Genomic DNA, 19,224 nt, shown 5'->3' with positions numbered 1-19,224 from the left:
CAGCCCCGCGCCCCTTTGGGGCGCGGCCTGACCGCCGCTGGCTTTCCACGATCTGCCCGGGCGGCCCCCCACAGCCGACCGCCCCCCACCACGAACGAGGAACATGACCACCAGCTCGAACGGACGCCGCAAACCGCCCACCATCCACGACGTGGCCCGGGAGGCAGGGGTCTCACGGGGGACCGTCTCCCGGTTCCTGAACGGCGGCCACTACGTCTCACCCGCCGCCCGCACCGCGGTGGAGACGGCGATCAGGAAGACGGGCTACGTCGTCAACCGGCACGCCCGCTCCCTGAGCACCGGACGGTCGGACTCGGTGGCGTTCCTCCTCACCGAGCCGCAGGAGAAGTTCTTCGAGGACCCCAACTTCAATGTCCTGCTGCGGGGTTGCACCGAACACCTGGCCCGCCACGACATCCCGCTGCTCCTGATGCTGGCCTCGTCGAAGGACGAACGCCGCCGCCTGACCCGGTACATCACCTCGGGCCACGTGGACGGCGTCCTCCTCGTCTCCAACCACAGCGGCGACCCGGTCGCGGCCGAACTCCGGGACGCGGGAATCCCGTTGGTGGCCTGCGGCAAACCGCTCGGCGCCGCCTCCAAGTACAGCTACGTCGCCGCCGCCGACCGCGACGGCGCCCAGGAGATGGTCCGCCACCTCGTCGCCGCGGGCCGCCGCCGCATCGCCATGGTCACCGGCCCGCTCGACGCACCGGGCGGCCCCGACCGCCTGGCGGGTTACCGAGACGTCCTCACGGAGGCAGGCCTGCCCCACGACCCGAACCTCGTCGTGGAGGGCGACTACCGCCGCACAGGCGGCGAGGAAGCAGCCCGCAGACTCCTCACCCAGGCCCCCGACATAGACGCGGTCTTCGTAGCCTCCGACCTGATGGCCCTGGGAGTCGTCAACACCCTCCAGCAGTCCGGCCGTTCGGTCCCGGATGACATCGCTGTCGGAGGATTCGACGACTCGGCGGCGGCCACCTCGATCACCCCGGCCCTCACGACCATGCGTCAGCCCTACGACCGCATCAGCGCCGAAATGGTGCGGATGCTCCTCGCCCAGATCGCCGGCGAGGACACGGCGGGCGTGATTCTGCCTACGGAACTGGTGGTACGGGAGTCGGCATAACGGTCGTAATTGTCAAACCAACCGGAACACGAGTACACGCATGTGAAGGCAGCAGCCGTCCGGTTCGTGTCGAGTCGGTGGGGCGTTCCATCCGTATTCTCTGATCATGGCCGCACCCCTCGCATATGCACTGATCGCCACCGACCTGGACGGAACGCTGCTGCGTGGCGACGACACGCTCTCCGACCGGTCCCGCGCCGTACTGCGGCGGGTGGCGGAGGCCGGTGCCCGGCACCTCGTCGTCACCGGCCGGCCCGCCCCGAGGGTGCGGCCCCTCCTCGACGACCTCGGCTCCAGAGGGCTCGCGGTGTGCGGACAGGGCGCGCAGTTGTACGACGCCGGCGCGGACCGTCTGCTCTGGTCGGTCACCCTGGACCGGGAGTTGGCGGAGACCGCGCTCGGCAAGATCGAGGCGGAGGTGGGCCAGGTGTACGCGGCGGTCGACCAGGACGGCGTGGACGGCCTGACGCTGATCGAGCCCGGCTACTTGATGCCGCACCCCACGCTCCCGGCGGTACGGGTAGGCAGGCGCGACGACTTGTGGTGCGAACCCATCAGCAAGGTGCTGCTCCGTCACCCCGCCCTGGAGGACGACGAGTTGGCGTCCACGGCCCGCTCGGTGGTTGGTTCCCTGGCCTCGGTCACCATGTCGGGCCCCGGCACCGTCGAACTCCAGCCACTCGGCATCACCAAGGCAACGGGACTGGCCCTGGCCGCCCGCCACTTGGGCCTGACCCCGTCCGACACCATCGCCTTCGGCGACATGCCGAACGACATCCCGATGTTCGACTGGGCAGCCCACGGCGTGGCCATGGCCAACGCCCACCCCGAACTCAAGGCAGTGGCGGACGAGGTGACGTCCTCGAACGAGGACGACGGCATCGCGCTGGTCCTGGAGAGACTGCTCGGCTGAGCCCTGAATGGCCCCGCAGGGGCACATTCAGGGGCGCGGGGAACTGCGCGACCAGCCACGACGGCGCCGCAGCCGAACGACGACGTCCCCCTGCTGAACCGGCGGAGCTAGTACGCGCCGTACACGTTGTCGATAGACCCGTACACCGCCGCCGCGTAGTTACAAGCAGCGGTGATGTTCGCGACCGGGTCATACGGATCAAACGAAGTCCCGGCCACGTGATACGCGTTGAACGTCGGGTCGATCACCTGAAGCAACCCCTTCGACGGCGTACCGGCCACCGCGTTGGAGTCCCAGTTGTTGATCGCGTACTGGTTACCGGACGACTCACGGATCACGTTCCGGTAGATCCCGTTGTACGTACCCGGAATCCCCTTCTGCGCCATGATCGCGAGCGACTCCCGGATCCACCCGTCAAGGGTGTTGGGGTACCCGGCGAGCGTGGTCGAGGCGGTGGTCGACGTGGTGGCCGCGGACGCGGTGGTCGCACCGACGACAGGCAGCGCGAGGATCGCGACACCGGTACCGGCGACGACGACACGGCGGACGAAGCGGGCACGGCGGGACTGAGCGGTTGCAGGCATGACGAGGTTCCTCTCCGTCGCCTGCGAGGTGAGCTGTCGGGTTCGGGCTGGGAGGTGCCCGGCCAAGCCCTTGCGGACGTGACTTAACCCCAAGCCGTTCCGGTCATGACGACCGGCCCGGCGACTTACCTGGTTCCCCCGCTCCTGCCGTGCGAGAAGTTCGTGACTGGGATGCCGGGCGGCGGCAGGATTCGGCGTTCCGCTCGACAGGCCGGGAAACTATGCGAGAGCACATGTCCGGAACAAGTGGCGGAATCACACCTAACCCCTATTGACCTTGGTCTGAGGCGTATGGGGCGCTTGATCCTTTGCGCGAGCCAAGGGTCAACTGTCAAATGCCGTAAGGGAAAACGCGGGCAGACCAGGACACAGGTCACGCACAGAAACGCGTGACCCAACTCACGGGAGGATTAAGAACGGCAAATCGGGCATTCGCCCTCAACTGGCAGTTCTCGGAATCCTTTTCTCCCAAGTGCGGTGGAAGATCACTTCTTCACCCTCGGTGCAGATAACCTCATTTGATGCAAGAAAGTCCGTTTCGTCACAAGTAATCTCCGACCGGGTGCGCACGCTCGTGTCCCATCCCAGCTCCGGTCGATGCAGCCGGATCGACCACTCCGAGAGGGTGCGCGCCGACAGCGGGTCCGACTCGTCGATCGTGTACGTCTCCAACGCGTCCTCGGTGAACTCCAACCCATCCGGATACACGCGCGTGCCGCCGTACCGGGGATCCACTTCGAGCCGCCACTCACCCTTCGCGACATCCCGTACGACCAGCCGCTCGGGGCGTGGTTCGTCAAGGGTCGCCGGGTAGTTGACCCCGAGCGGCTCGGCCTCCTCCGGCTCCTCGAAGCGAATGTCGCCCGCCGACTCCTGCTCCCGCACCGGGAGTTCGAGCGCGCTCCCCTCCGGGTCCAGCGTGAACCCAACCGAGGACTCCGGCTGCGGCCAGATCCACGGCCAGTACGCCGACGACACCGCGAGCCGGATGCGGTGCCCGGGCGGGAACGCGTGCCCGATGCCGTTCAGCTCGAAGGTCACGTCCTCGGTGGTGCCCGGCGTCCACGGCACCGCCCGGTCCCGCCCGTGCCGCGCCGACAGGTTCAACACGCCCCGGGTGACGAGGGTCGAGGCACCGTCGGGGGCGACGTCGCACAGCCGGGCGATCACCTGCCCGCGCGGCACCTCGCAGGTCAGCCGCAGCCGTATCCTCGGCCGCCCCAGCACCCACGTCTCGGCCGGCACCTCGAACTCGAAGCACGCGGAGCGCGCGTCCTCGTCCCGCTGGTCCGGCGGCAGATCGGCGTCGTTCCCGAAGGGGAAGAAACGGCCCGCGTCCACACCGGTGTGCATGGGGGAGCGGACGATCACGGGCGCGCCCCGGAGGCCGTACGTCGTCGTCTTCACGTGCGGCGAGGGCCACGCGGGCTCGCCGACCCAACGGCCCGGGAGGGTGTCGTAGACCGTGGCCGGCGGGTGCGAGTCGCTGACGTAGGCCCGTAGGAGCGGGTCGGACGTGACGCCGGTGTCCTTGTCCTTGAGCCAGTGGTCCCACCAGCGGAGGGTCTCCTGGAGGAAGCCGATCGCGGGGCCGGGCGGCAGGCCGCGGTCCGGGTACTGGTGCGACCACGGGCCGATCAGGCCGCGTACGCGGTCCGGCGGGAGGTGTTCGACGAGCCGTAGGACCGTGTCGCGGTACGGGTCGTGCCAGCCGCCCACCGCGAGGACGGCCGCGTCGATCGCGCCGTAGTCCTCGCAGACGCTGCCGTGCTTCCAGTAGTCGTCGCGGATCTGGTGGGCGAGCCAGGTGTGGATGAACGGGTCGATCTGTTCCAGGCGCTTGAGCCACATGTCGCGCCAGACCAGGCCCGCGTACTCGGGGTCCGGCGGGCGGGCGACGAAGGCGAGCATGGTGGCCGCCCAGGCGTGCAGGTCGACGGCGAGGGCGGAACCTCCCATGTAGTGCACGTCGTTGTCGTAGCGGTCGTCCGTCGAGCAGACCGTGACGATCGCCTTGAGCGGCTCGGGCGCGAGGGCCGCGATCTGGAGGGAGTTGAAGCCGCCCCAGGAGATGCCGAACATGCCGACCCTGCCGGTGCACCAGGGTTGCGCGGCAAGCCAGTTGACGACCTCCACGCCGTCGGCGAGTTCCTGCGCGTCGTACTCGTCGCCGGGGGCACCCTCACTGTTGCCGTGCCCGCGCACGTCGACCCGGACGGAGGCGTAGCCGTGGCCCGCGTACCAGGGGTGGCGCTGGGCGTCCCGGGGGGCGGTCCAGTCGGTCAGGCGGTACGGGAGGTATTCGAGGAGCGCGGGGACGGGTTCGTCCGTCACCGGGCGCCACACGCGCGCGTAGAGGCGTGTTCCGTCCGCGAGGGGGATGCGGATGTCCTCGTGGGCCGTCTTGTGGGGGAAGGACGTACGGATGCGCATGAGGGGACCCCTGGGTTCAGTGGACCGGGTGCATGGTCCGGCGCAGCCACGGCGCGGCGGCCATCACCGCGAGGCCCGCGGCCACCGCGATCGCGCCGTTGACGCCGAAGTAGGCCGGCTTGGAGACGTCGTCGTAGAGCTTCACCGTCTGGGCCTGGATGCCGTTCGCGAGGGCGAGGGACAGGAACCAGAGGGACATGGTCTGGCTGGAGAAGGCGGCCGGGGCGAGCTTCGTGGTGGCCGACATGCCGGAGGTCTCCAGGAGGATGTCGCCCAGGCCCAGCAGGAAGTACGAGCCGACGATCCACCAGGCCGACATCCGGTAGGCGTCGCCGCTGTGCCCGCTGGTCGGCAGGACCATCAGCAGGAAGGAGAGGCCGCCGAGTACGACGCCGATCGCGATCTTGTTGGAGGCGTGCGGCTGGCGGCGGCCCATGCGGACCCAGAGCGCGGCGACCACGGGCGCGAGCCCGACCTCGAAGGCGCCGAGCGCGCTCGCGTACCAGCTCGCGGGGAAGTCGAAGCCCAGGATGGTCGTCTCGGCGTTCGACGCGGCCAGCAGCATCATCGTCGAATAGGCCTGGAAGAGGATGAAGTTGAAGACCGTGGAGGCCAGGAACAGCACGATGTACGGGCGCAGTCGGCCGCGTTCTTCGGGGCTCACGCGCGGACTCTTGAACATCACCGCGAAGTACACGACCGGCGCGATCACGGAGATCACCGTGAGGAGGTCGACGAAGCGGCCCATCGTGAGCCAGCCGGCGGTGGCCAGCCCGGTCGCGAGCACGGCGGCCACCAGGATGCCCACGACGATCAGCTTCACCGCGCGGCGCAGCGCGTCCGGCGCGAGCGCGAACTCGGCGGTGTTCCTGCGACCGGCCAGGTGACGGCGCCCGGCGACGTACTGGATGAGCCCGAACGTCATGCCGACCGCGGCCGCCGAGAAGCCCCAGTGCCAGCCCTCGTGGTCGCCGAGCCAGCCGGTGATCAGCGGGCCCGCGAAGGCGCCGATGTTGATCGCCATGTAGTAGAGCGCGAAACCGGCGTCACGGCGTTCGTCGTCGGTGCGGTAGAGCTTGCCGACCATGGTGGCCACGTTGGGCTTGAGCAGGCCGGTGCCGGCGCTGATCAGGCCGAGGCCCACCCAGGTCATCGTGGGCGTGGGCACCGCCATCGCGTAGTGCCCGCAGGCGATCAGGACGCCGCCCCACAGCACCGCGCGGTACGAACCGAGGATGCGGTCCGCGAGCCAGCCGCCCGCGACCGAGACGAGATAGACCAGCGTTCCGTAGGCTGCCGACACGGAGGCGGCCGTTCCGGACGACATGCCCATGCCGCCGTGCGCGACGGTATCCGCGAAGTAGAGGACGAGGATGGCCTGCATGCCGAGGAACGAGAAGCGCTCCCAGACCTCAAGCCCGGAGAGCGTGAGCAGCCCCTTGGGCTGCCCGAAGAAGGCGTGGTCGTCCTCGGGGGGCGGTTGGTCGTCGGGGTCGGCTTCCAGTGCGGTTCGAGACACCATCCACTACTTCCGCGTAAGTCGATAAATATCCGTTCTTATCAGGTGATCGAAAACATACCGGTCGTGATCCGATACCGCCCCCGCTGGACGGGGTAGGCGGCATGGGTGATCGAAAGCTGACCGGATACGCTGACTTGAGTGATGCCAGCGACCTATCGACAAACCGTGTGACCGCCCAGGGACACCAGCAGACAGGAGACCCCTCGTGACCGTCGTCGGGCCGTTCGGGCTGAGCGTGCGGGACCAGGCTCTGGAAGCCGATGTCCAGGCCGGATTGACGGCCGTCGAGGAGGGTCTGCTCGAAGCCACCAAGAGCGAGGTCCCCTTCATCACGGAGGCCGCCCAGCACCTCGTGCGCGCGGGCGGAAAGCGGTTCCGGCCGCTCCTCGTGATGCTCGCCGCGCAGTTCGGCGACCCCTACGCGCCGGGTGTCGTGCCCTCGGCCGTCGTCGTCGAGCTGACCCACCTCGCCACGCTGTACCACGACGACGTCATGGACGAGGCGACCGTACGGCGCGGGGTGGAGAGCGCCAACGTCCGCTGGGGCAACTCGGTCGCGGTCCTCACCGGCGACTTCCTCTTCGCGCGCGCGTCGCACACCCTGGCCGACCTCGGCCCCGAGGCGGTGCGGGTGCAGGCCGAGGCGTTCGAACGCCTCGTCACCGGCCAGATCCTGGAGACCGCAGGACCCTCCGACGGGCGCGACCCGGTCGAGCACTACCTCGACGTGCTCGGCGGCAAGACCGGCTCCCTGGTCGCGGTCGCCTGCCGCTTCGGCGCGATGATGTCCGGCTGCGACGACGCCATCGTGGACGTCCTCACCCAGTACGGCGAGCGGCTCGGCGTCGCCTTCCAGCTCGCCGACGACGTCCTGGACATCGCCTCCGACGGGGAGGAGTCCGGCAAGACCCCGGGCACGGACCTGCGCGAGGGCATCCCCACGCTGCCGGTGCTGCTGCTCCGCGAGCGGGCCGCCCGCCTGGGTCTCGCCGAGGACATCGCCCTGTGCGAACTGCTCGACTCCGACCTCACGGACGACGCCCGGCATGCCGAGGCCCTCTCCCGGCTCCGCGTCCACCCCGCCCTGGAGCAGGCCCGCCGCGACACCGTCCGCTACGTGGAGGACGCCCGCGCGGCTCTCGCGCCGCTCCCCGAGTGCGATGCCAAGGTCGCGCTGCTGGAGATGTGCGACGCGGTGGTGCACCGCGCGGGCTGAGGTTCTGGGCAACTGCCTTACGGAGGCGGCGTCTTCCCCCTAAGGGTTTGGGGAGGCGCCGCCTCCGTGTGTCATACCCCAGGCGTACGCGGAGTTGGCTCCCGGGTCTGACGCTTATCCCCCGGCGATTTGGTCAGATGGAGAACAGAGAAAACACCACTCCTCACCGATTCGGGTGAGAATGGCGGCTCAGGGTGGTGGGGGCCCCTCCCGGTTCGAGCGAAGCCGAGAACTGGGGGAGAGTACAGCAAGGGTTAGCCGCCGCCGACGACGGAGGTAAGGCAGACATGGCACCGTACGAAACCGACGACAGCACGGACACCGGAGAGCGCGACGAGCTCCGGGCCGGGCGGCGCAGGGCGGCGCGGTACATCGTCCCGGTCACCGTGGTGGGGGTGGCGGCCGCGACCATCGGACTGGTCCCGGCGCTCGCCGACTCCGGCGACCCGAACCTTCCCAAGGTCACCGCAGAGCAGCTCATCAACAAGATCGCCAAGTCGGACGTCCAGCAGCTGTCCGGCACGGTGAAGATCAGCACGGACCTCGGCCTGCCCGACCTCGGCGGCCTGGAGAGCAGCATGCTGTCCGGCGCCACGAAGTCAGGCGACGGCTCCTCCGCCGATCCGACGACCAAGCTCACCGAGTTGGCCACCGGCACCCACACCCTGCGCGTCGCGGCCGACGGCCCCGACAAGCAGAAGGTCTCCCTGCTGGAGAACGCGGCGGAGTACAGCCTCATCCACAACGGCAAGGACGTCTGGGGCTACGACAGCCAGACGAACGAGGTCTTCCACGGCACGACCGCCGCCGACGCCTCCAAGAGCGACGAGACCCGGGCCACGCCCAAGGGGCTCACCGACGAGGCGCTGAAGTCGGTCGACGACACGACGTCCGTCACGGTCGACGGCACCGAGCACGTTGCCGGCCGCGACGCCTACAAGCTGCTGATCAAGCCCAAGCAGTCCGGTACGACGGTCGGCGCGATCAGCATCGCGGTGGACGCGAAGACCGGCCTGCCGCTCAAGTTCACGCTCACCCCGGCGAGCGGCGGCGCGGCCGTCGTCGACGTCGGCTTCACCCAGCTCAGCCTCAGCAAGCCGGCCGCCTCGACCTTCGACTTCAAGACGCCCAAGGGGGCGAAGGTCACCACGGAGGACAGCGCGAGCAAGGCGACTCCGGACCACTCCACCCCGTTCGGCAAGGACGACAAGAACAGCAAGACGGACAAGGGGCTCGCCAAGGGCGCCGACGATCCCACGGTCATCGGCAAGGGCTGGAACTCCATCGCCGTCTTCGACACCGGCGGCCAGGGCATCCCGTCCGGCTCCAAGTCCGGCGGCGGCGACCTCGGCGGCTTCCTCAGCTCGCTCGGCGACCAGGTGAAGGGTTCCTTCGGTTCGGGCACGGTCTACTCGACCCGGCTGATCAACGCCCTGGTCACCGACGACGGCAAGGTCTACGTCGGCGCGGTCACCAAGAGCGCGCTGGTGAAGGCGGCGGACGCGGCGAAGTAAGTACCGGCGGCTGATCAACTGCCGCAGGGGCACGACGAATCGAGGGAGTCGATGGGCGGACCGTGCGCGGAAGTGCAGGAACAGGCGGACGCGGGTGACGGCATCATCGCCACCCGTGGTCTCACCAAGCGCTTCCGCGGCGGGCAGCTCGCCGTGGACGGTCTCGACCTGACCGTCCCGGCGGGCAGCGTCTTCGGCTTCCTCGGGCCCAATGGCTCGGGCAAGACCACCACCATCCGCATGCTGATGGGGCTGATCGAGCCCACCTCCGGGACGGCCCGTGTGCTGGGCCGTCCCATGCCCAGATCCGTGCGTACGGTCCTGCCGCGCGTCGGTGCGCTGATCGAGGGGCCCGCCCTGTACGGGTTCCTGTCCGGTCGCGACAACCTGCTTCGGTACGACGCCGCCGACCCGACCGCCGATCCGCGTACCCGGCGGGATCGGGTTGCCGCCGCGCTGGATCGGGTGGGGCTGACTGCTGCCGCCGGAAAGAAGGCCAAGGCGTACTCGCTGGGGATGAAGCAGCGGCTGGGGCTTGCCTCTGCTCTGCTCCAGCCCCGTGAACTGCTTGTTCTGGACGAGCCGACCAACGGGCTCGATCCGCAGGGTATGCGTGAAATCCGGTCTCTGATCCGGGAGTTGGCCTCTGACGGTACGACCGTTTTTCTGTCTTCCCATCTGCTCGACGAGATCGAGCAGGTCTGCACGCATGCGGCGGTCATGGCGCAGGGCCGGTTGATCACGCAGGGGTCGGTGACCGAGCTGGCGGCGGGGACGCGGGGGCGGCTGTTCGTGACCACGCCTGATGCCGGGGACGCGGCGCGGGTGCTGAAGGAACTGGGGCTGGCCGATGTGGTCGTGGCGGAGGAGCGGGTGACTGCCGAGCCGCCCGATCGTGAACTCGCCGAGGTGAACGAGGCGTTGGTGACCGCCAGGGTGCGGGTGCGGGGCTTCGGGGTTGAACGGGCTTCTCTGGAGGACGCGTTCGTGGCGCTCACGGGGGAGGGGTTCGATGTCGCGGGCTGAGGTGGTTGCTTCCGCCGATTCCGGGTCGGTGGCCGTGCGTGCGCCCCGGTTTCTCTGGACCTTCGGGCTGTTGCGCAGCGAGTTGGTGACGACGTTCCGGCGGTGGCGCACGCTCGCGTTGCTCGGCGTGCTGGCTGCCGTGCCGATCCTGGTCGGGATCGCGGTCAAGCTGGAGACGCAGGACGGGTCGGGGCCTGGGCGTGGGAACGGGGGTGGCGGCGGGGGGCCCGCGTTCATTGCGCAGATCACCAACAACGGCCTGTTCCTGGTGTTCACGGCGTTGGCCGCCACGCTTCCGTTCTTCCTGCCCATGGCCATCGGGGTCGTCGCGGGGGACGCGATCGCGGGCGAGGCCAGCGCGGGGACCCTGCGGTATCTCCTGGTGGCTCCGGCCGGCCGTACCCGGCTGCTGCTCACCAAGTACGCGACGGTGCTGACGTTCTGTGTGGTGGCGACGCTGGTCGTGGCGGTTTCGGCGCTGACGGTAGGGGCGTTGCTCTTTCCGCTGGGGGATCTGACGACCATCTCCGGTACGCAGATCAGCTTCGCGGAGGGGCTGGGGCGGGCGCTGTTGATCGCGCTGGTCGTTGCCGCGTCGCTTGTCGGTATCGCGGCCCTGGGGTTGTTCATCTCGACCATGACCAGCAGCGGGATCGCGGCGATGGCTACCACCGTGGGGCTGTTGATCACCGTTCAGATCCTTGACCAGATTCCCCAACTGCACGCGCTTCAGCCGTACTTCTTCTCCCACTACTGGCTGTCCTTCGCCGACCTCATGCGCGAACCGGTGTACTGGGACGACCTGGTGAAGAACCTGGGTCTTCAGGCGTTGTACGCGGCGGTGTTCGGGTCGGCGGCCTGGGCGCGGTTCACGGCGAAGGACATCACGGCGTAGGACATCACGGCGTAGGGAAGCGGGCGAGCGGGGCTTCCTGGGTGAAGAACGTCTTCGCTCGGGTCAGTGCCTCGGTGTCCTTCAGTACGTCGCCGGGGGCGCTGCCGTTGCCGAGCAGGACTCCGCCGAAGCGCATCTTGAGGTACGCGGCCGAGTTGTTGAGCGTGCCGATCACCGGGTCGGCGACCACGGGCTCTTTGTCGGCGAGGGCGGAGACGCCCCAGAGCGTGCGGCCGGCCATCGTCGCCTTGAAGTCGGCGCCCGGCACGCGCAGCCAGTCGGACCAGTAGTCCAGGTAGCGCTTGGTGAGGCCGGAGAGCGAGTACCAGTAGACCGGCGAGGCGATCACGATGTCCGTCGCGGCGAGGGTGGCGTCGAGCAGCTGCCGGATGGTGTCGTTCTCGGTGGGCTGGACGGGCCGGACTATTCCGTCGTGCCGGATGTCCAGGAAGTCGGGGAGCGGGTGGTCGGCCAGGCGGATCCACTCCTGCTCGACGTCCGGGGGCAGCTGCTCGGCGGCCCTGCGGGCGAGGAGTTCGGTGTTGCCGTCCAGGCGGGCGCTGCCCAGCACGAAGAGGAAGCGGCGGGTCATGGGTCCCCCAAGAGTAATCGGCGTGCGGCAGTTATAGCCGTATGCATTATATGCGCGCGCAATCATCTGTCCATGGGGTGCCTGCGGGGGGTTGGGGGGTGCGCCCGCGGGTGTGTGGTGGGGTCGTAGCGGTACGGCGAGCCCGCCGCTTGTGGGGCCCCACGGGTGTTGTCGGAACTGGACGGGTTGGTGCCGGGTACGCGGCGGGCTGCGCCGTACCGCCACGACCCGCTCCCGGTTCGTCGGCGGCTGCGGGCGCGTGGGCCATCCCGGCCCATTCGGGTGGGCTTCAGCGTGGGTGGCGGATCGTGCCCGTGAGACGGGCCAGGGCTTCTGTCTCGCGGGGTGGTTCGCCGGTGAGGTCGCCGATGCGCCAGGACGGGACCCAGGGCACGCGGTAGACGTCGATCACCGACTCGATGGCCTTGATGTGCTGGGCGAGTTGGCGGGGCAGGCGGCCGGGGGCGTCCGCTACGAGGACCACGGCGTCCAGGTCGAGCCCTGCGGGGGCCTCGCCGCGGCGGAAGACCTCCAGGGCGCGGGATACGGCGGCCAGCCCGGCGGCGTGCGTGCGGGCGACGAGCAGGATCGACGGGGGGTCCTCGGGGCCCGGCCAGTCACGTCCGCAGTCCTGACCGCCGTAGACCGACGCGAGGGTGGTGGCGCCGGTGCCGCCGTGGGTGGCGACCCAGGAGAAGCGGCGGCGTGGGGCGGTGGTGATGCCGGCGGGGATGCGGGTGGGGATACTGGAGGGGCGCTCGGGTGCTTCCGGTGCCTCTGCGTGCGGGCCGTTGTCCACCGGTAGCGGTACCGGTCCGCGGAGCCAGATCTCCGGGCCCTGCCGTCCACCTGTCTGCATGACCGAGTTCCTCCCTCGTGGTCCCGCCGGTCCTCACGGAACTCCTGGGACGAGGCTGTGACGTCGCGGTTACCTGAGAACCTGAAGGGAACGGCGAGACTCAACAGTACGCGTACGAACGGATCTTGACGCTGGGGAACGCGGGCCGCCTCCCCGACGCATGCGAGTGAGGGAACCGATGACTCGACTCAGCCGCGAGAAGAAGCGGGAACAGAAGCGAGCCGCACGCTCGGCACCCGCCGCGTCACCTTTCGAGGTGCGCGTCCCCGTGGACGGCCCGGGCGCCGGTGGTGCGTCGATCGGGGGAGTGCCGGTGGCGGTGGCCGCGGGCGAGGAGATCCAGCAGGCGGTTCTGAGTCAGCTTCATCGCATCGCCTCGGCCACGGGGCACCCCGTGCGCGCGACTGTCCACGACGACCGGATCGGGTACGTCGTTCCGCTCCAGATCGATCCGGACGGGTCCAGTCACTTCTCGGCGGAGCCGTGGGCCATCGCCGGCCCAGGGGAAGGGGCTGCCCCGGTCGGTTTTCCGCCGCCGCCCCCCGCGCTGCCTCCGGCGGTGTCCCCGGACGTCGTAGGACCGGAACCGGAACCGGAACTGTCTCGGGAACCCGAGGACCGGCCTCGGCCTCGGTCGAGTGGTGACCCGGTGACTCATCGGCTGCGGGCCGTGTCCGCTCCGGGGGTGGAGGGGGAGGTGGTTCCGACCTTTCCGTTGCGGGCTGTGCCCGAGTCGGCGGGGGAGTCCGCGCCGACCTTTCCGCTGCACGCGGTGCCGGAGTCGGCCGAGGGGGGTGCGCCGCTGGGATCGGTGCAGGCGCCTACGGGAGCGTTCGGGCCGCCGCCGGTGATGGACGCGGCGCCGGTGACTGATGTACCGCCGGTCGCGGATGTGCCGCCGGTCGCTCCGGAACGCGCCCCGCGTCCCGCCGCCATCCCCATCCCCGACCTCGCCCTCACCGCCCCGGAACCGGACCCCAAGCCGACGCCCGCGCGTGGTTTCGACGCCGTGGCCGAGGCCGTGCTGGGCGACGAACCGGTGACGACCGACGGCGCGGGGACCGCGTTTCTCATCGAGCCGATGGTGCGGATCAACGACGCCGTCAAGGCGGGGCGGATCGACGAGGCCGCGGGCCTTGCGGAGCGGACCGTCGCGGACGCGGCGGGTGCTCTGGGCCCCGAGCACCCCGAAGTCCTACGGCTGCGCGAACTCGCCGCGTACATCGCCTACTTGGCCGGTGACCCGCTCCGCGCCTTCCACCTCTCCCTCGACCTCGCCCGCATCCGCCACCGCGCCCACGACGCGGAGGCCGCCTACGGCAACGTCCAGAGCGCGGCCACCGCCTGGCGCGCCGTACGCGACCCGGAGCAGGGCCTCGCCCTCGGCCGCGACCTCATCGACCTGTGGACCGAACTCACCACCGAGGACGGCCCCGCCGCAGAGGACATCGAGGAACTGGAGTCCGCCCGCGCCCGTATGGGGCGCCTCACCGAGCGCGCCCGCAGGGCCGCTGAGTGACGCCCGCCCCCTAGGCCACGCAGAACTCGTTCCCCTCGGGGTCCGTCATCACGACCCAGGCGCCGGCCGGTTCCGTCACCCGGCGCAGCACGCTCGCGCCGAGGCCGGTGAGGCGTTCCACCTCGGCCTCGCGGTGGTCCGGGCCCGGGTGCAGGTCGAGGTGGAGGCGGTTCTTGGTGGTTTTCGGCTCGGGCACGCGCTGGAAGAGGAGGCGGCGGCCCAGGCCCGTGCCGCGGTCCTTGTCGTAGGGGTCGTCGGGGTGTCGTACGGCCATCAGGTCGCGGAAGGCCGGGCGGCCGTGGAAGTCGACGGCCGCGGCTTCGGGCAACGCGCCCATTTTCAGGAGCTGTTGGACGAGGGCGCTGTTGTCTTCGGTCTCGTAGTGGAGCGCTGCGGCCCAGAAGTCCGCCTGGGCGTGCGGGTCGGCCGCGTCGATGACCAGTTTCCAGTGGACGGGTGTGGGTGCGGGCGTCTGTGTCATGCCCTTCACTCTGGCATCGGTGCGGTGGGCCTGCGGGCTACGCCTCTACCGTGTCCGCTGTGTCCGCTCTGTCCAATGGGTTCGGACTTCCGGCCGGGGGCGTCTCCTGTGGGATCGCCGCTGCTGCCGCCGCCCTGCCCCTCCGCGCCGTACGCCACGCGTCCGTCGTCAGGAGGATGAGGGCCAGCCATACGAGCGCGAAGCCCGCCCAGCGTTCGAGGGGCATCGACTCGTGGAAGTACAGGATGCCCAGCAGGAACTGGAACACCGGTGCCATGTACTGGAGCAGGCCCAGGGTCGACAGCGGTACCCGGATCGCCGCCGCGCCGAAGCAGACGAGGGGGAGGGCGGTGACGATGCCGGTGGAGGCGAGGAGGGTTGCGTGGCCGACGCCCTCCTCGGCGAAGGTCGCCTCGCCGTGTGCGCCGAGCCACAGCAGGTAGGCGAGCGCCGGCAGGAACTGGATCGCGGTCTCCGCGGCCAGTGACTCGATGCCGCCGAGGTTGACCTTCTTCTTCACCAGGCCGTACGTCGCGAAGGAGAAGGCGAGCGTGAGGGAGATCCAGGGCGGCTGGCCGTAGCCGACGGCCAGGACGATCACGGCGGCCAGGCCCACGCCGACCGCGGCCCACTGCGCCGGGCGCAGCCGTTCCTTCAGGAGCAGGACGCCCATCGCGATGGTGACGAGGGGGTTGATGAAGTAGCCGAGCGAGGCCTCGACGACGTGGCCGCTGTTCACGGCCCAGATGTAGACGCCCCAGTTGACGGTGATGAAGGCCGCGGCGATCGTCACGAGGCCCAACTTGCGGGGCTGGCGCAGGAGTTCGCCGGCCCAGGCCCAGCGTCGGATCACGAGGAGTGCCACGGCGACGAAGGCCAGCGACCACACCATGCGGTGGGCGAGGATCTCGGCGGCGCCCGCGGGCTTGAGCAGCGGCCAGAACAGCGGGACCAGGCCCCACATCCCGTATGCCGCGAAGCCGTTCAGCAGTCCTATGTGGTGCTGGTCGCCCTTCGGCTTCCCGCTCGGCTCCCCGCTCGGCTTCCCGCTCACGGGCCCCTCCTTCGCACGCGCCCTGCCGCGTCGACGCGGCCAGCACGAAGGTAGCGCCGAGAGGCCCCGGCTGTCATGGCCGTATCGCCATACGGTCATGACAGGGGAGGGGGCGAGCGTCTGGCATGCGGTCCCGTCCGGCCGATGTTGAGATGGATCGACGCGCCCTCAGCCGACCCGAGCCCCCCGCCGCGTGTGGCCGGAGCCCTGGAACGGAGCGACGCCGGCGACCCGCGTTTCGCGGCCACGCTCCTCAACCACATCGTCTTCGCCGACCCGTTGCGCGCCGACGCCAAGGAACTCCTCGCGCAGGTCTACGAGTTGCTCGGCCACGGCGCCGAGAACGGCACCTGGCGCAACTTCTGTCCGACCTCCGCCATGGAGTTGCGCCACGGCGTCAACTCCATCGCCATCGGCACGGCCGGCCCGGAGATGGTGATGTCGGTGGTGATGTCGTTGACCACGGACATGCCGCTGGACTCCGTCGCCGCCTCACGCTGCACAACGGCGCGCTCGCCCACCGGACCCTGGACACCCCCAAGACCCGGGCGGGCCTGACCCTCACCCTCACGAAGCCCCGACTCCTGGGCGTCCTCGCGGGCAAGGGCCTCGACGGCGTCACGACCGAGGGCGACGAGACCTTGCTGGCCCGGGTCTTCTCCCACGTCACCTGGCCCGACAAGGGGTTCCCGATCGTCACGCCGTGATGGCCGGGGCCCTCTGGAGGCGGGTCAGCCCTTGAGCGCGATGGCGATCGACTCGCTGATCGGCGTGGTCGGGTGGCCCGAGAGGCGGGACAAGTCGCCTGTGGAGACGACCAGTTGGCCCTGTGCGATGGACGCGTCGACCCCGGCGAGGATCGCGGCGAACGGCTCGGGCAGGCCGGCGCCGGTGAGGATGCCGATCAGGGTCTCGGCGGGCACGTTGTTGTAGGCGATCTCCTTGCCGGTCTGCCGGCTCAGCTCGGCCGCGTACTCGGCGAAGCTCCACGCCTCGTCGCCGCCCAGTTCGTACGTCTGGTTCTCGTGGCCCTCGCCGGTCAGTACGGCGACGGCGGCGGCGGCGTAGTCGGCGCGCGAGGCGGCGGAGACCCGGCCGTCACCGGCGGCGGCCACGACGGCGTTGTGCTCCAGGACGGGGGCGAGGTTCTCGGTGTAGTTCTCGTTGTACCAACCGTTGCGGAGCAGGGCGTACGGCACTCCGGACGCCAGCAGCGCCTCCTCCGTGCCGCGGTGGTCGTCGGCCAGGGCGGCGGCGAGGGGGCCGGGGGCGCTGGTGTAGGCGAGGAGCGCGACACCGGCGGCCTTGGCGGCCTCGATGACGACCTTGTGCTGCCCGACCCGACCCTTGTCGAACTCGTTGCCGGAGATCAGCAGCACCTTGTCGCCGGCGGCGAAGACGGTGTCGTAGGTCTCGGGGGTGTTGTAGTCCGCGACGACGATCTTCACGCCGCGCTCGGCGAAGTCGGCGGCCTTCTCCGGCGTCCGTACGACAGCGGTGATGCGGTCGGCCGGAACCTTCTCCAGCAACTGCTCCACGACGTGACGGCCGAGGTGTCCGGTGGCTCCGGTGACGACGATGCTCATGGTGACGACTCCTTGTAGGGGTGCGGCGTGGTGCGGCGTGATGCGGTGCGGTGCGTGCCACTAACCCTAGGGGAGGCGCTAACTCGTGGAAAGTACCCACTTTGAAGTAAGGTACTGGCATGGCAGTAAGTGCAGAGGTGGCCGGTGGCCGCGCGGTGGGCGAGGCGATGTGCCCGCACCGCCTGATCATGGAACACGTCACGTCCCGCTGGGGCGTCCTGGTCCTCATCGAACTCCTCGACCGCCCCTACCGCTTCAGCGAACTCCGCCGGGCGATCGGGGAGGTGCGACAGGTCAGCGAGAAGATGCTGGCCCAGACCCTGCAGACGCTTGAGCGCGACGGCTTGGTCCACCGCGACGCGCAGCCGGTGATTCCGCCGCGGGTGGACTATTCGCTGACCGACCTGGGCCGCGAGGCGGCGGAACAGGTACGGGGGCTGGCGCTGTGGGCCACGGATCGGATGGGGCGGGTGCTGGAGGCGCGGGAGATTTATGACGCGCGGAAGAGGGGCTCTGAGCAGGAGTGATGCGTCGGTCCGCAGAAGCCTGAAGGCATGTACACGGCGCCCTGGGGGCACACATATGTCAGGGTGTTGGTCGACATGCGAGACACGTCCATCCATGCGCCCCCTCTCCGCCTCCCGCGCCGACTTGAGTCGCCGGGCACGCTGGATGCGGAGTGCCACGTCCACCGTGCGTCGATCCGCGATGTCGTTGTGTGGCGCACGGTTACCGGATCCAGGGGGACACCTTGACATGGCCACACAGAATCGAGCCGACCGCGGTAGGAGTATCGGTTCTGCTGTCGCGGCAGGGCTCGGCTTGATGCGAGCCTTCTTCGCCCGGGGCTCCCGTCGTCGGCGTCAGGAGGACATCCTGGTGGAACTGCTCGGTCAACTGACGCTGATGACCGAGGAGATACACCGGGCGAACCTGATCCAGCAGTACCGGCTGACCTTGGACCAGATGGACCGGGCGATCGACGATCCGGCGCTGGCCGACGCGGGGAGCACGCTGACCGGGATCCCGGTGGCCAAGCGGCGCCAGATGATCTTCGCCAACCGCGAGTACGGAAGTCTGTTGATGGCCCACCGGGTCGGGATGTACGACTGGGACGAACTCGTCGGGCAGTTGCGTGTGCTGTGCCGCAACAAGCTGTTCGCCGAGTACTGGGACCGCACGGTCGAGCATCGCAGGTCCCTGCCCGCCGACTCGACCGAGGCGCGGGTCGGTGCGGTCGTCGACGTGATGATCGAGGAACTGGCCGACGATCCTGAGGAGTGGTGGATCGTCGGGCCGGATCCGGCGGGTCCCGGGTCCCGTTCCGATGGCACCCGCCGGTGACGCTCTCCAGTCTGCTGTCGACTTACTGACAGGGCCATTGGGGAATTGACTTGGCGACTTTATTACGTCCAGTTATTGAATTCCCTGGCTCTGTGGCAGAGTGTAATCGTCGGCCGATTTAGGGTGTGGACGTCGCCGCGAGGCGGAAGGCTCCCCCATTTCGGTCGGCATTTCGTCAGTTTCAGTGGTCCTTCTCCGCTGCGTGCTGAACCCTGCATTGTCGCTCGGCGGACCTAGACGTGTCGCTGCTTCGGCACGTCCGGGTGGCTGGAGCGAGAAGGGGGTGAACAGAGGGAGCCCGCACGTGTCGTTGAGCATCGTCCGCCGTCTAGGAGATCCACCCAAGTTGCGCGGCAGCGGAACGATGGAGACCTGTCCGGACATCTTCGAACTGAGTGACGGCAATTTCGCGGTCATCGGCACCGAAGCCACCGAGGACCTCGACTCCCTTCTCCCTCCGGACGCCGCCCGCGCGGACTACGAGAGAATCGTGATCATCAGCAGGGACACCTTGCTCAGGGCCAAGAGGGACATCCCCGACGCGTGACGTGAAC

General features: G+C 69.4%; 20 protein-coding genes and 1 riboswitch. Of the genes, 12 read left to right on the top strand and 8 right to left on the bottom strand.

All coding sequences use genetic code 11. From position 1 onward, the window contains the following. The first annotated feature begins 103 nt into the window (after positions 1-103). Both OG194_RS19160 and OG194_RS19155 read left to right on the top strand, forming a co-directional pair. Positions 104-1,132, top strand: a complete 1,029-nt coding sequence (locus OG194_RS19160) for a LacI family DNA-binding transcriptional regulator (RefSeq protein WP_327402048.1) — start codon at positions 104-106, stop codon at positions 1,130-1,132. A gap of 106 nt (positions 1,133-1,238) precedes the next feature. Next, a complete protein-coding gene (locus tag OG194_RS19155) occupies positions 1,239-2,045 on the top strand; it encodes an HAD family hydrolase (RefSeq protein ID WP_327402047.1) in 807 nt (268 codons plus the stop codon). Between the two features lie 107 nt (positions 2,046-2,152). Here the strand turns inward: OG194_RS19155 and OG194_RS19150 are convergent, their stop codons facing one another. From OG194_RS19150 to OG194_RS19140, 3 genes are all read right to left on the bottom strand, one after another. Next, positions 2,153-2,629: a transglycosylase SLT domain-containing protein gene (locus OG194_RS19150; RefSeq protein WP_327402046.1), complete on the bottom strand. Its 477-nt coding sequence runs from the start codon at positions 2,627-2,629 to the stop codon at positions 2,153-2,155. 3 nt (positions 2,630-2,632) lie between these two features. Then, a riboswitch (cyclic di-AMP (ydaO/yuaA leader) is annotated at positions 2,633-2,804 on the bottom strand. A 263-nt stretch (positions 2,805-3,067) separates the two neighbouring features. Then, positions 3,068-5,062 carry a CocE/NonD family hydrolase gene (locus OG194_RS19145; RefSeq protein WP_327402045.1) on the bottom strand — a complete coding sequence of 665 codons (1,995 nt, stop codon included), beginning with the start codon at positions 5,060-5,062 and terminating at the stop codon, positions 3,068-3,070. 16 nt (positions 5,063-5,078) lie between these two features. Then, positions 5,079-6,584, bottom strand: a complete 1,506-nt coding sequence (locus OG194_RS19140) for a peptide MFS transporter (RefSeq protein ID WP_327402044.1) — start codon at positions 6,582-6,584, stop codon at positions 5,079-5,081. Positions 6,585-6,789: 205 nt separating this feature from the next. On the opposite strand from OG194_RS19140, the gene OG194_RS19135 reads away from it, so the two are divergent. From OG194_RS19135 to OG194_RS19120, 4 genes are all read left to right on the top strand, one after another. Continuing rightward, on the top strand, positions 6,790-7,800 hold the full coding sequence (locus OG194_RS19135; protein WP_327402043.1) for a polyprenyl synthetase family protein: 1,011 nt from the start codon (positions 6,790-6,792) through the stop codon (positions 7,798-7,800). A gap of 287 nt (positions 7,801-8,087) precedes the next feature. Further along, complete coding sequence (locus OG194_RS19130; RefSeq protein WP_327402042.1) at positions 8,088-9,314, top strand: LolA family protein; 1,227 nt, start codon at positions 8,088-8,090, stop codon at positions 9,312-9,314. A 51-nt stretch (positions 9,315-9,365) separates the two neighbouring features. Beyond that, entirely contained in the window at positions 9,366-10,340 is a 975-nt protein-coding gene (locus OG194_RS19125) for an ABC transporter ATP-binding protein (protein ID WP_327402041.1), read from the top strand. Then, positions 10,327-11,235 carry an ABC transporter permease gene (locus tag OG194_RS19120; RefSeq protein WP_327402040.1) on the top strand — a complete coding sequence of 303 codons (909 nt, stop codon included), beginning with the start codon at positions 10,327-10,329 and terminating at the stop codon, positions 11,233-11,235. The genes OG194_RS19125 and OG194_RS19120 overlap by 14 nt, the downstream gene beginning before the upstream one ends. Positions 11,236-11,239: 4 nt before the next feature. Here OG194_RS19120 and OG194_RS19115 read toward each other — a convergent pair whose 3' ends face one another. Next, entirely contained in the window at positions 11,240-11,827 is a 588-nt protein-coding gene (locus OG194_RS19115) for a flavodoxin family protein (RefSeq protein ID WP_327402039.1), read from the bottom strand. A 289-nt stretch (positions 11,828-12,116) separates the two neighbouring features. Continuing rightward, positions 12,117-12,686 (bottom strand): DUF6668 family protein, encoded by a 570-nt coding sequence (locus OG194_RS19110; protein ID WP_327402038.1) that lies wholly within the window; start codon positions 12,684-12,686, stop codon positions 12,117-12,119. 178 nt (positions 12,687-12,864) lie between these two features. Between OG194_RS19110 and OG194_RS47640 the strand changes: the two genes are divergently transcribed. Further along, complete coding sequence (locus OG194_RS47640) at positions 12,865-14,205, top strand: tetratricopeptide repeat protein (RefSeq protein ID WP_442811589.1); 1,341 nt, start codon at positions 12,865-12,867, stop codon at positions 14,203-14,205. Positions 14,206-14,215: 10 nt separating this feature from the next. Here the strand turns inward: OG194_RS47640 and OG194_RS19095 are convergent, their stop codons facing one another. Together OG194_RS19095 and rarD are read right to left on the bottom strand one after the other, a co-directional pair. Further along, a complete protein-coding gene (locus OG194_RS19095) occupies positions 14,216-14,686 on the bottom strand; it encodes a VOC family protein (RefSeq protein ID WP_327402035.1) in 471 nt (156 codons plus the stop codon). 37 nt (positions 14,687-14,723) lie between these two features. After that, positions 14,724-15,740 (bottom strand): EamA family transporter RarD, encoded by a 1,017-nt coding sequence (gene rarD / locus OG194_RS19090; RefSeq protein ID WP_327402034.1) that lies wholly within the window; start codon positions 15,738-15,740, stop codon positions 14,724-14,726. Positions 15,741-15,884: 144 nt separating this feature from the next. Here rarD and OG194_RS19085 point away from each other — a divergent pair, with 144 nt between their 5' ends. Both OG194_RS19085 and OG194_RS19080 read left to right on the top strand, forming a co-directional pair. After that, positions 15,885-16,298 (top strand): alkyl sulfatase dimerization domain-containing protein, encoded by a 414-nt coding sequence (locus OG194_RS19085; protein ID WP_327402033.1) that lies wholly within the window; start codon positions 15,885-15,887, stop codon positions 16,296-16,298. Continuing rightward, positions 16,238-16,447, top strand: a complete 210-nt coding sequence (locus OG194_RS19080) for an alkyl sulfatase C-terminal domain-containing protein (protein ID WP_327407130.1) — start codon at positions 16,238-16,240, stop codon at positions 16,445-16,447. Before OG194_RS19085 ends, OG194_RS19080 begins: the two co-directional genes overlap by 61 nt. A 24-nt stretch (positions 16,448-16,471) precedes the next feature. Here OG194_RS19080 and OG194_RS19075 read toward each other — a convergent pair whose 3' ends face one another. Further along, on the bottom strand, positions 16,472-17,326 hold the full coding sequence (locus OG194_RS19075) for an SDR family oxidoreductase (protein WP_327402032.1): 855 nt from the start codon (positions 17,324-17,326) through the stop codon (positions 16,472-16,474). Between the two features lie 119 nt (positions 17,327-17,445). Between OG194_RS19075 and OG194_RS19070 the strand changes: the two genes are divergently transcribed. The 3 genes from OG194_RS19070 to OG194_RS19060 all read left to right on the top strand — a co-directional run bounded on the left by OG194_RS19070 (position 17,446) and on the right by OG194_RS19060 (position 19,217). Further along, complete coding sequence (locus tag OG194_RS19070) at positions 17,446-17,853, top strand: winged helix-turn-helix transcriptional regulator (RefSeq protein ID WP_327402031.1); 408 nt, start codon at positions 17,446-17,448, stop codon at positions 17,851-17,853. Between the two features lie 181 nt (positions 17,854-18,034). After that, positions 18,035-18,670 carry a DUF6082 family protein gene (locus tag OG194_RS19065; protein ID WP_327407129.1) on the top strand — a complete coding sequence of 212 codons (636 nt, stop codon included), beginning with the start codon at positions 18,035-18,037 and terminating at the stop codon, positions 18,668-18,670. A 310-nt stretch (positions 18,671-18,980) separates the two neighbouring features. After that, positions 18,981-19,217 (top strand): hypothetical protein, encoded by a 237-nt coding sequence (locus tag OG194_RS19060; protein WP_327402030.1) that lies wholly within the window; start codon positions 18,981-18,983, stop codon positions 19,215-19,217. Positions 19,218-19,224: the final 7 nt, after the last annotated feature.

The sequence above is a fragment of the Streptomyces sp. NBC_01288 genome (genome assembly GCF_035982055.1).
Classification (GTDB): Bacteria; Actinomycetota; Actinomycetes; order Streptomycetales; family Streptomycetaceae; genus Streptomyces.
Note: the sequence above shows the minus strand (reverse complement) of the source record. Positions and strands in the feature narration are given on the sequence as shown.

Bases quoted from the DNA above. Each gene is read 5' to 3' on its own strand.
- OG194_RS19150 (WP_327402046.1), bottom strand. From the start codon at position 2,629: ATGCCTGCAACCGCTCAGTCCCGCCGTGCCCGCTTCGTCCGCCGTGTC.
- OG194_RS19095 (WP_327402035.1), bottom strand. From the start codon at position 14,686: ATGACACAGACGCCCGCACCCACACCCGTCCACTGGAAACTGGTCATC.
- OG194_RS19125 (WP_327402041.1), top strand. From the start codon at position 9,366: ATGGGCGGACCGTGCGCGGAAGTGCAGGAACAGGCGGACGCGGGTGAC.
- OG194_RS19120 (WP_327402040.1), top strand. From the start codon at position 10,327: ATGTCGCGGGCTGAGGTGGTTGCTTCCGCCGATTCCGGGTCGGTGGCC.
- OG194_RS19130 (WP_327402042.1), top strand. From the start codon at position 8,088: ATGGCACCGTACGAAACCGACGACAGCACGGACACCGGAGAGCGCGAC.
- OG194_RS47640 (WP_442811589.1), top strand. From the start codon at position 12,865: ATGACTCGACTCAGCCGCGAGAAGAAGCGGGAACAGAAGCGAGCCGCA.
- OG194_RS19145 (WP_327402045.1), bottom strand. From the start codon at position 5,062: ATGCGCATCCGTACGTCCTTCCCCCACAAGACGGCCCACGAGGACATC.
- OG194_RS19160 (WP_327402048.1), top strand. From the start codon at position 104: ATGACCACCAGCTCGAACGGACGCCGCAAACCGCCCACCATCCACGAC.
- OG194_RS19070 (WP_327402031.1), top strand. From the start codon at position 17,446: ATGGCAGTAAGTGCAGAGGTGGCCGGTGGCCGCGCGGTGGGCGAGGCG.
- OG194_RS19075 (WP_327402032.1), bottom strand. From the start codon at position 17,326: ATGAGCATCGTCGTCACCGGAGCCACCGGACACCTCGGCCGTCACGTC.
- OG194_RS19140 (WP_327402044.1), bottom strand. From the start codon at position 6,584: ATGGTGTCTCGAACCGCACTGGAAGCCGACCCCGACGACCAACCGCCC.
- OG194_RS19110 (WP_327402038.1), bottom strand. From the start codon at position 12,686: ATGCAGACAGGTGGACGGCAGGGCCCGGAGATCTGGCTCCGCGGACCG.
- OG194_RS19155 (WP_327402047.1), top strand. From the start codon at position 1,239: ATGGCCGCACCCCTCGCATATGCACTGATCGCCACCGACCTGGACGGA.
- OG194_RS19115 (WP_327402039.1), bottom strand. From the start codon at position 11,827: ATGACCCGCCGCTTCCTCTTCGTGCTGGGCAGCGCCCGCCTGGACGGC.
- OG194_RS19085 (WP_327402033.1), top strand. From the start codon at position 15,885: ATGTTGAGATGGATCGACGCGCCCTCAGCCGACCCGAGCCCCCCGCCG.
- OG194_RS19065 (WP_327407129.1), top strand. From the start codon at position 18,035: ATGTCGTTGTGTGGCGCACGGTTACCGGATCCAGGGGGACACCTTGAC.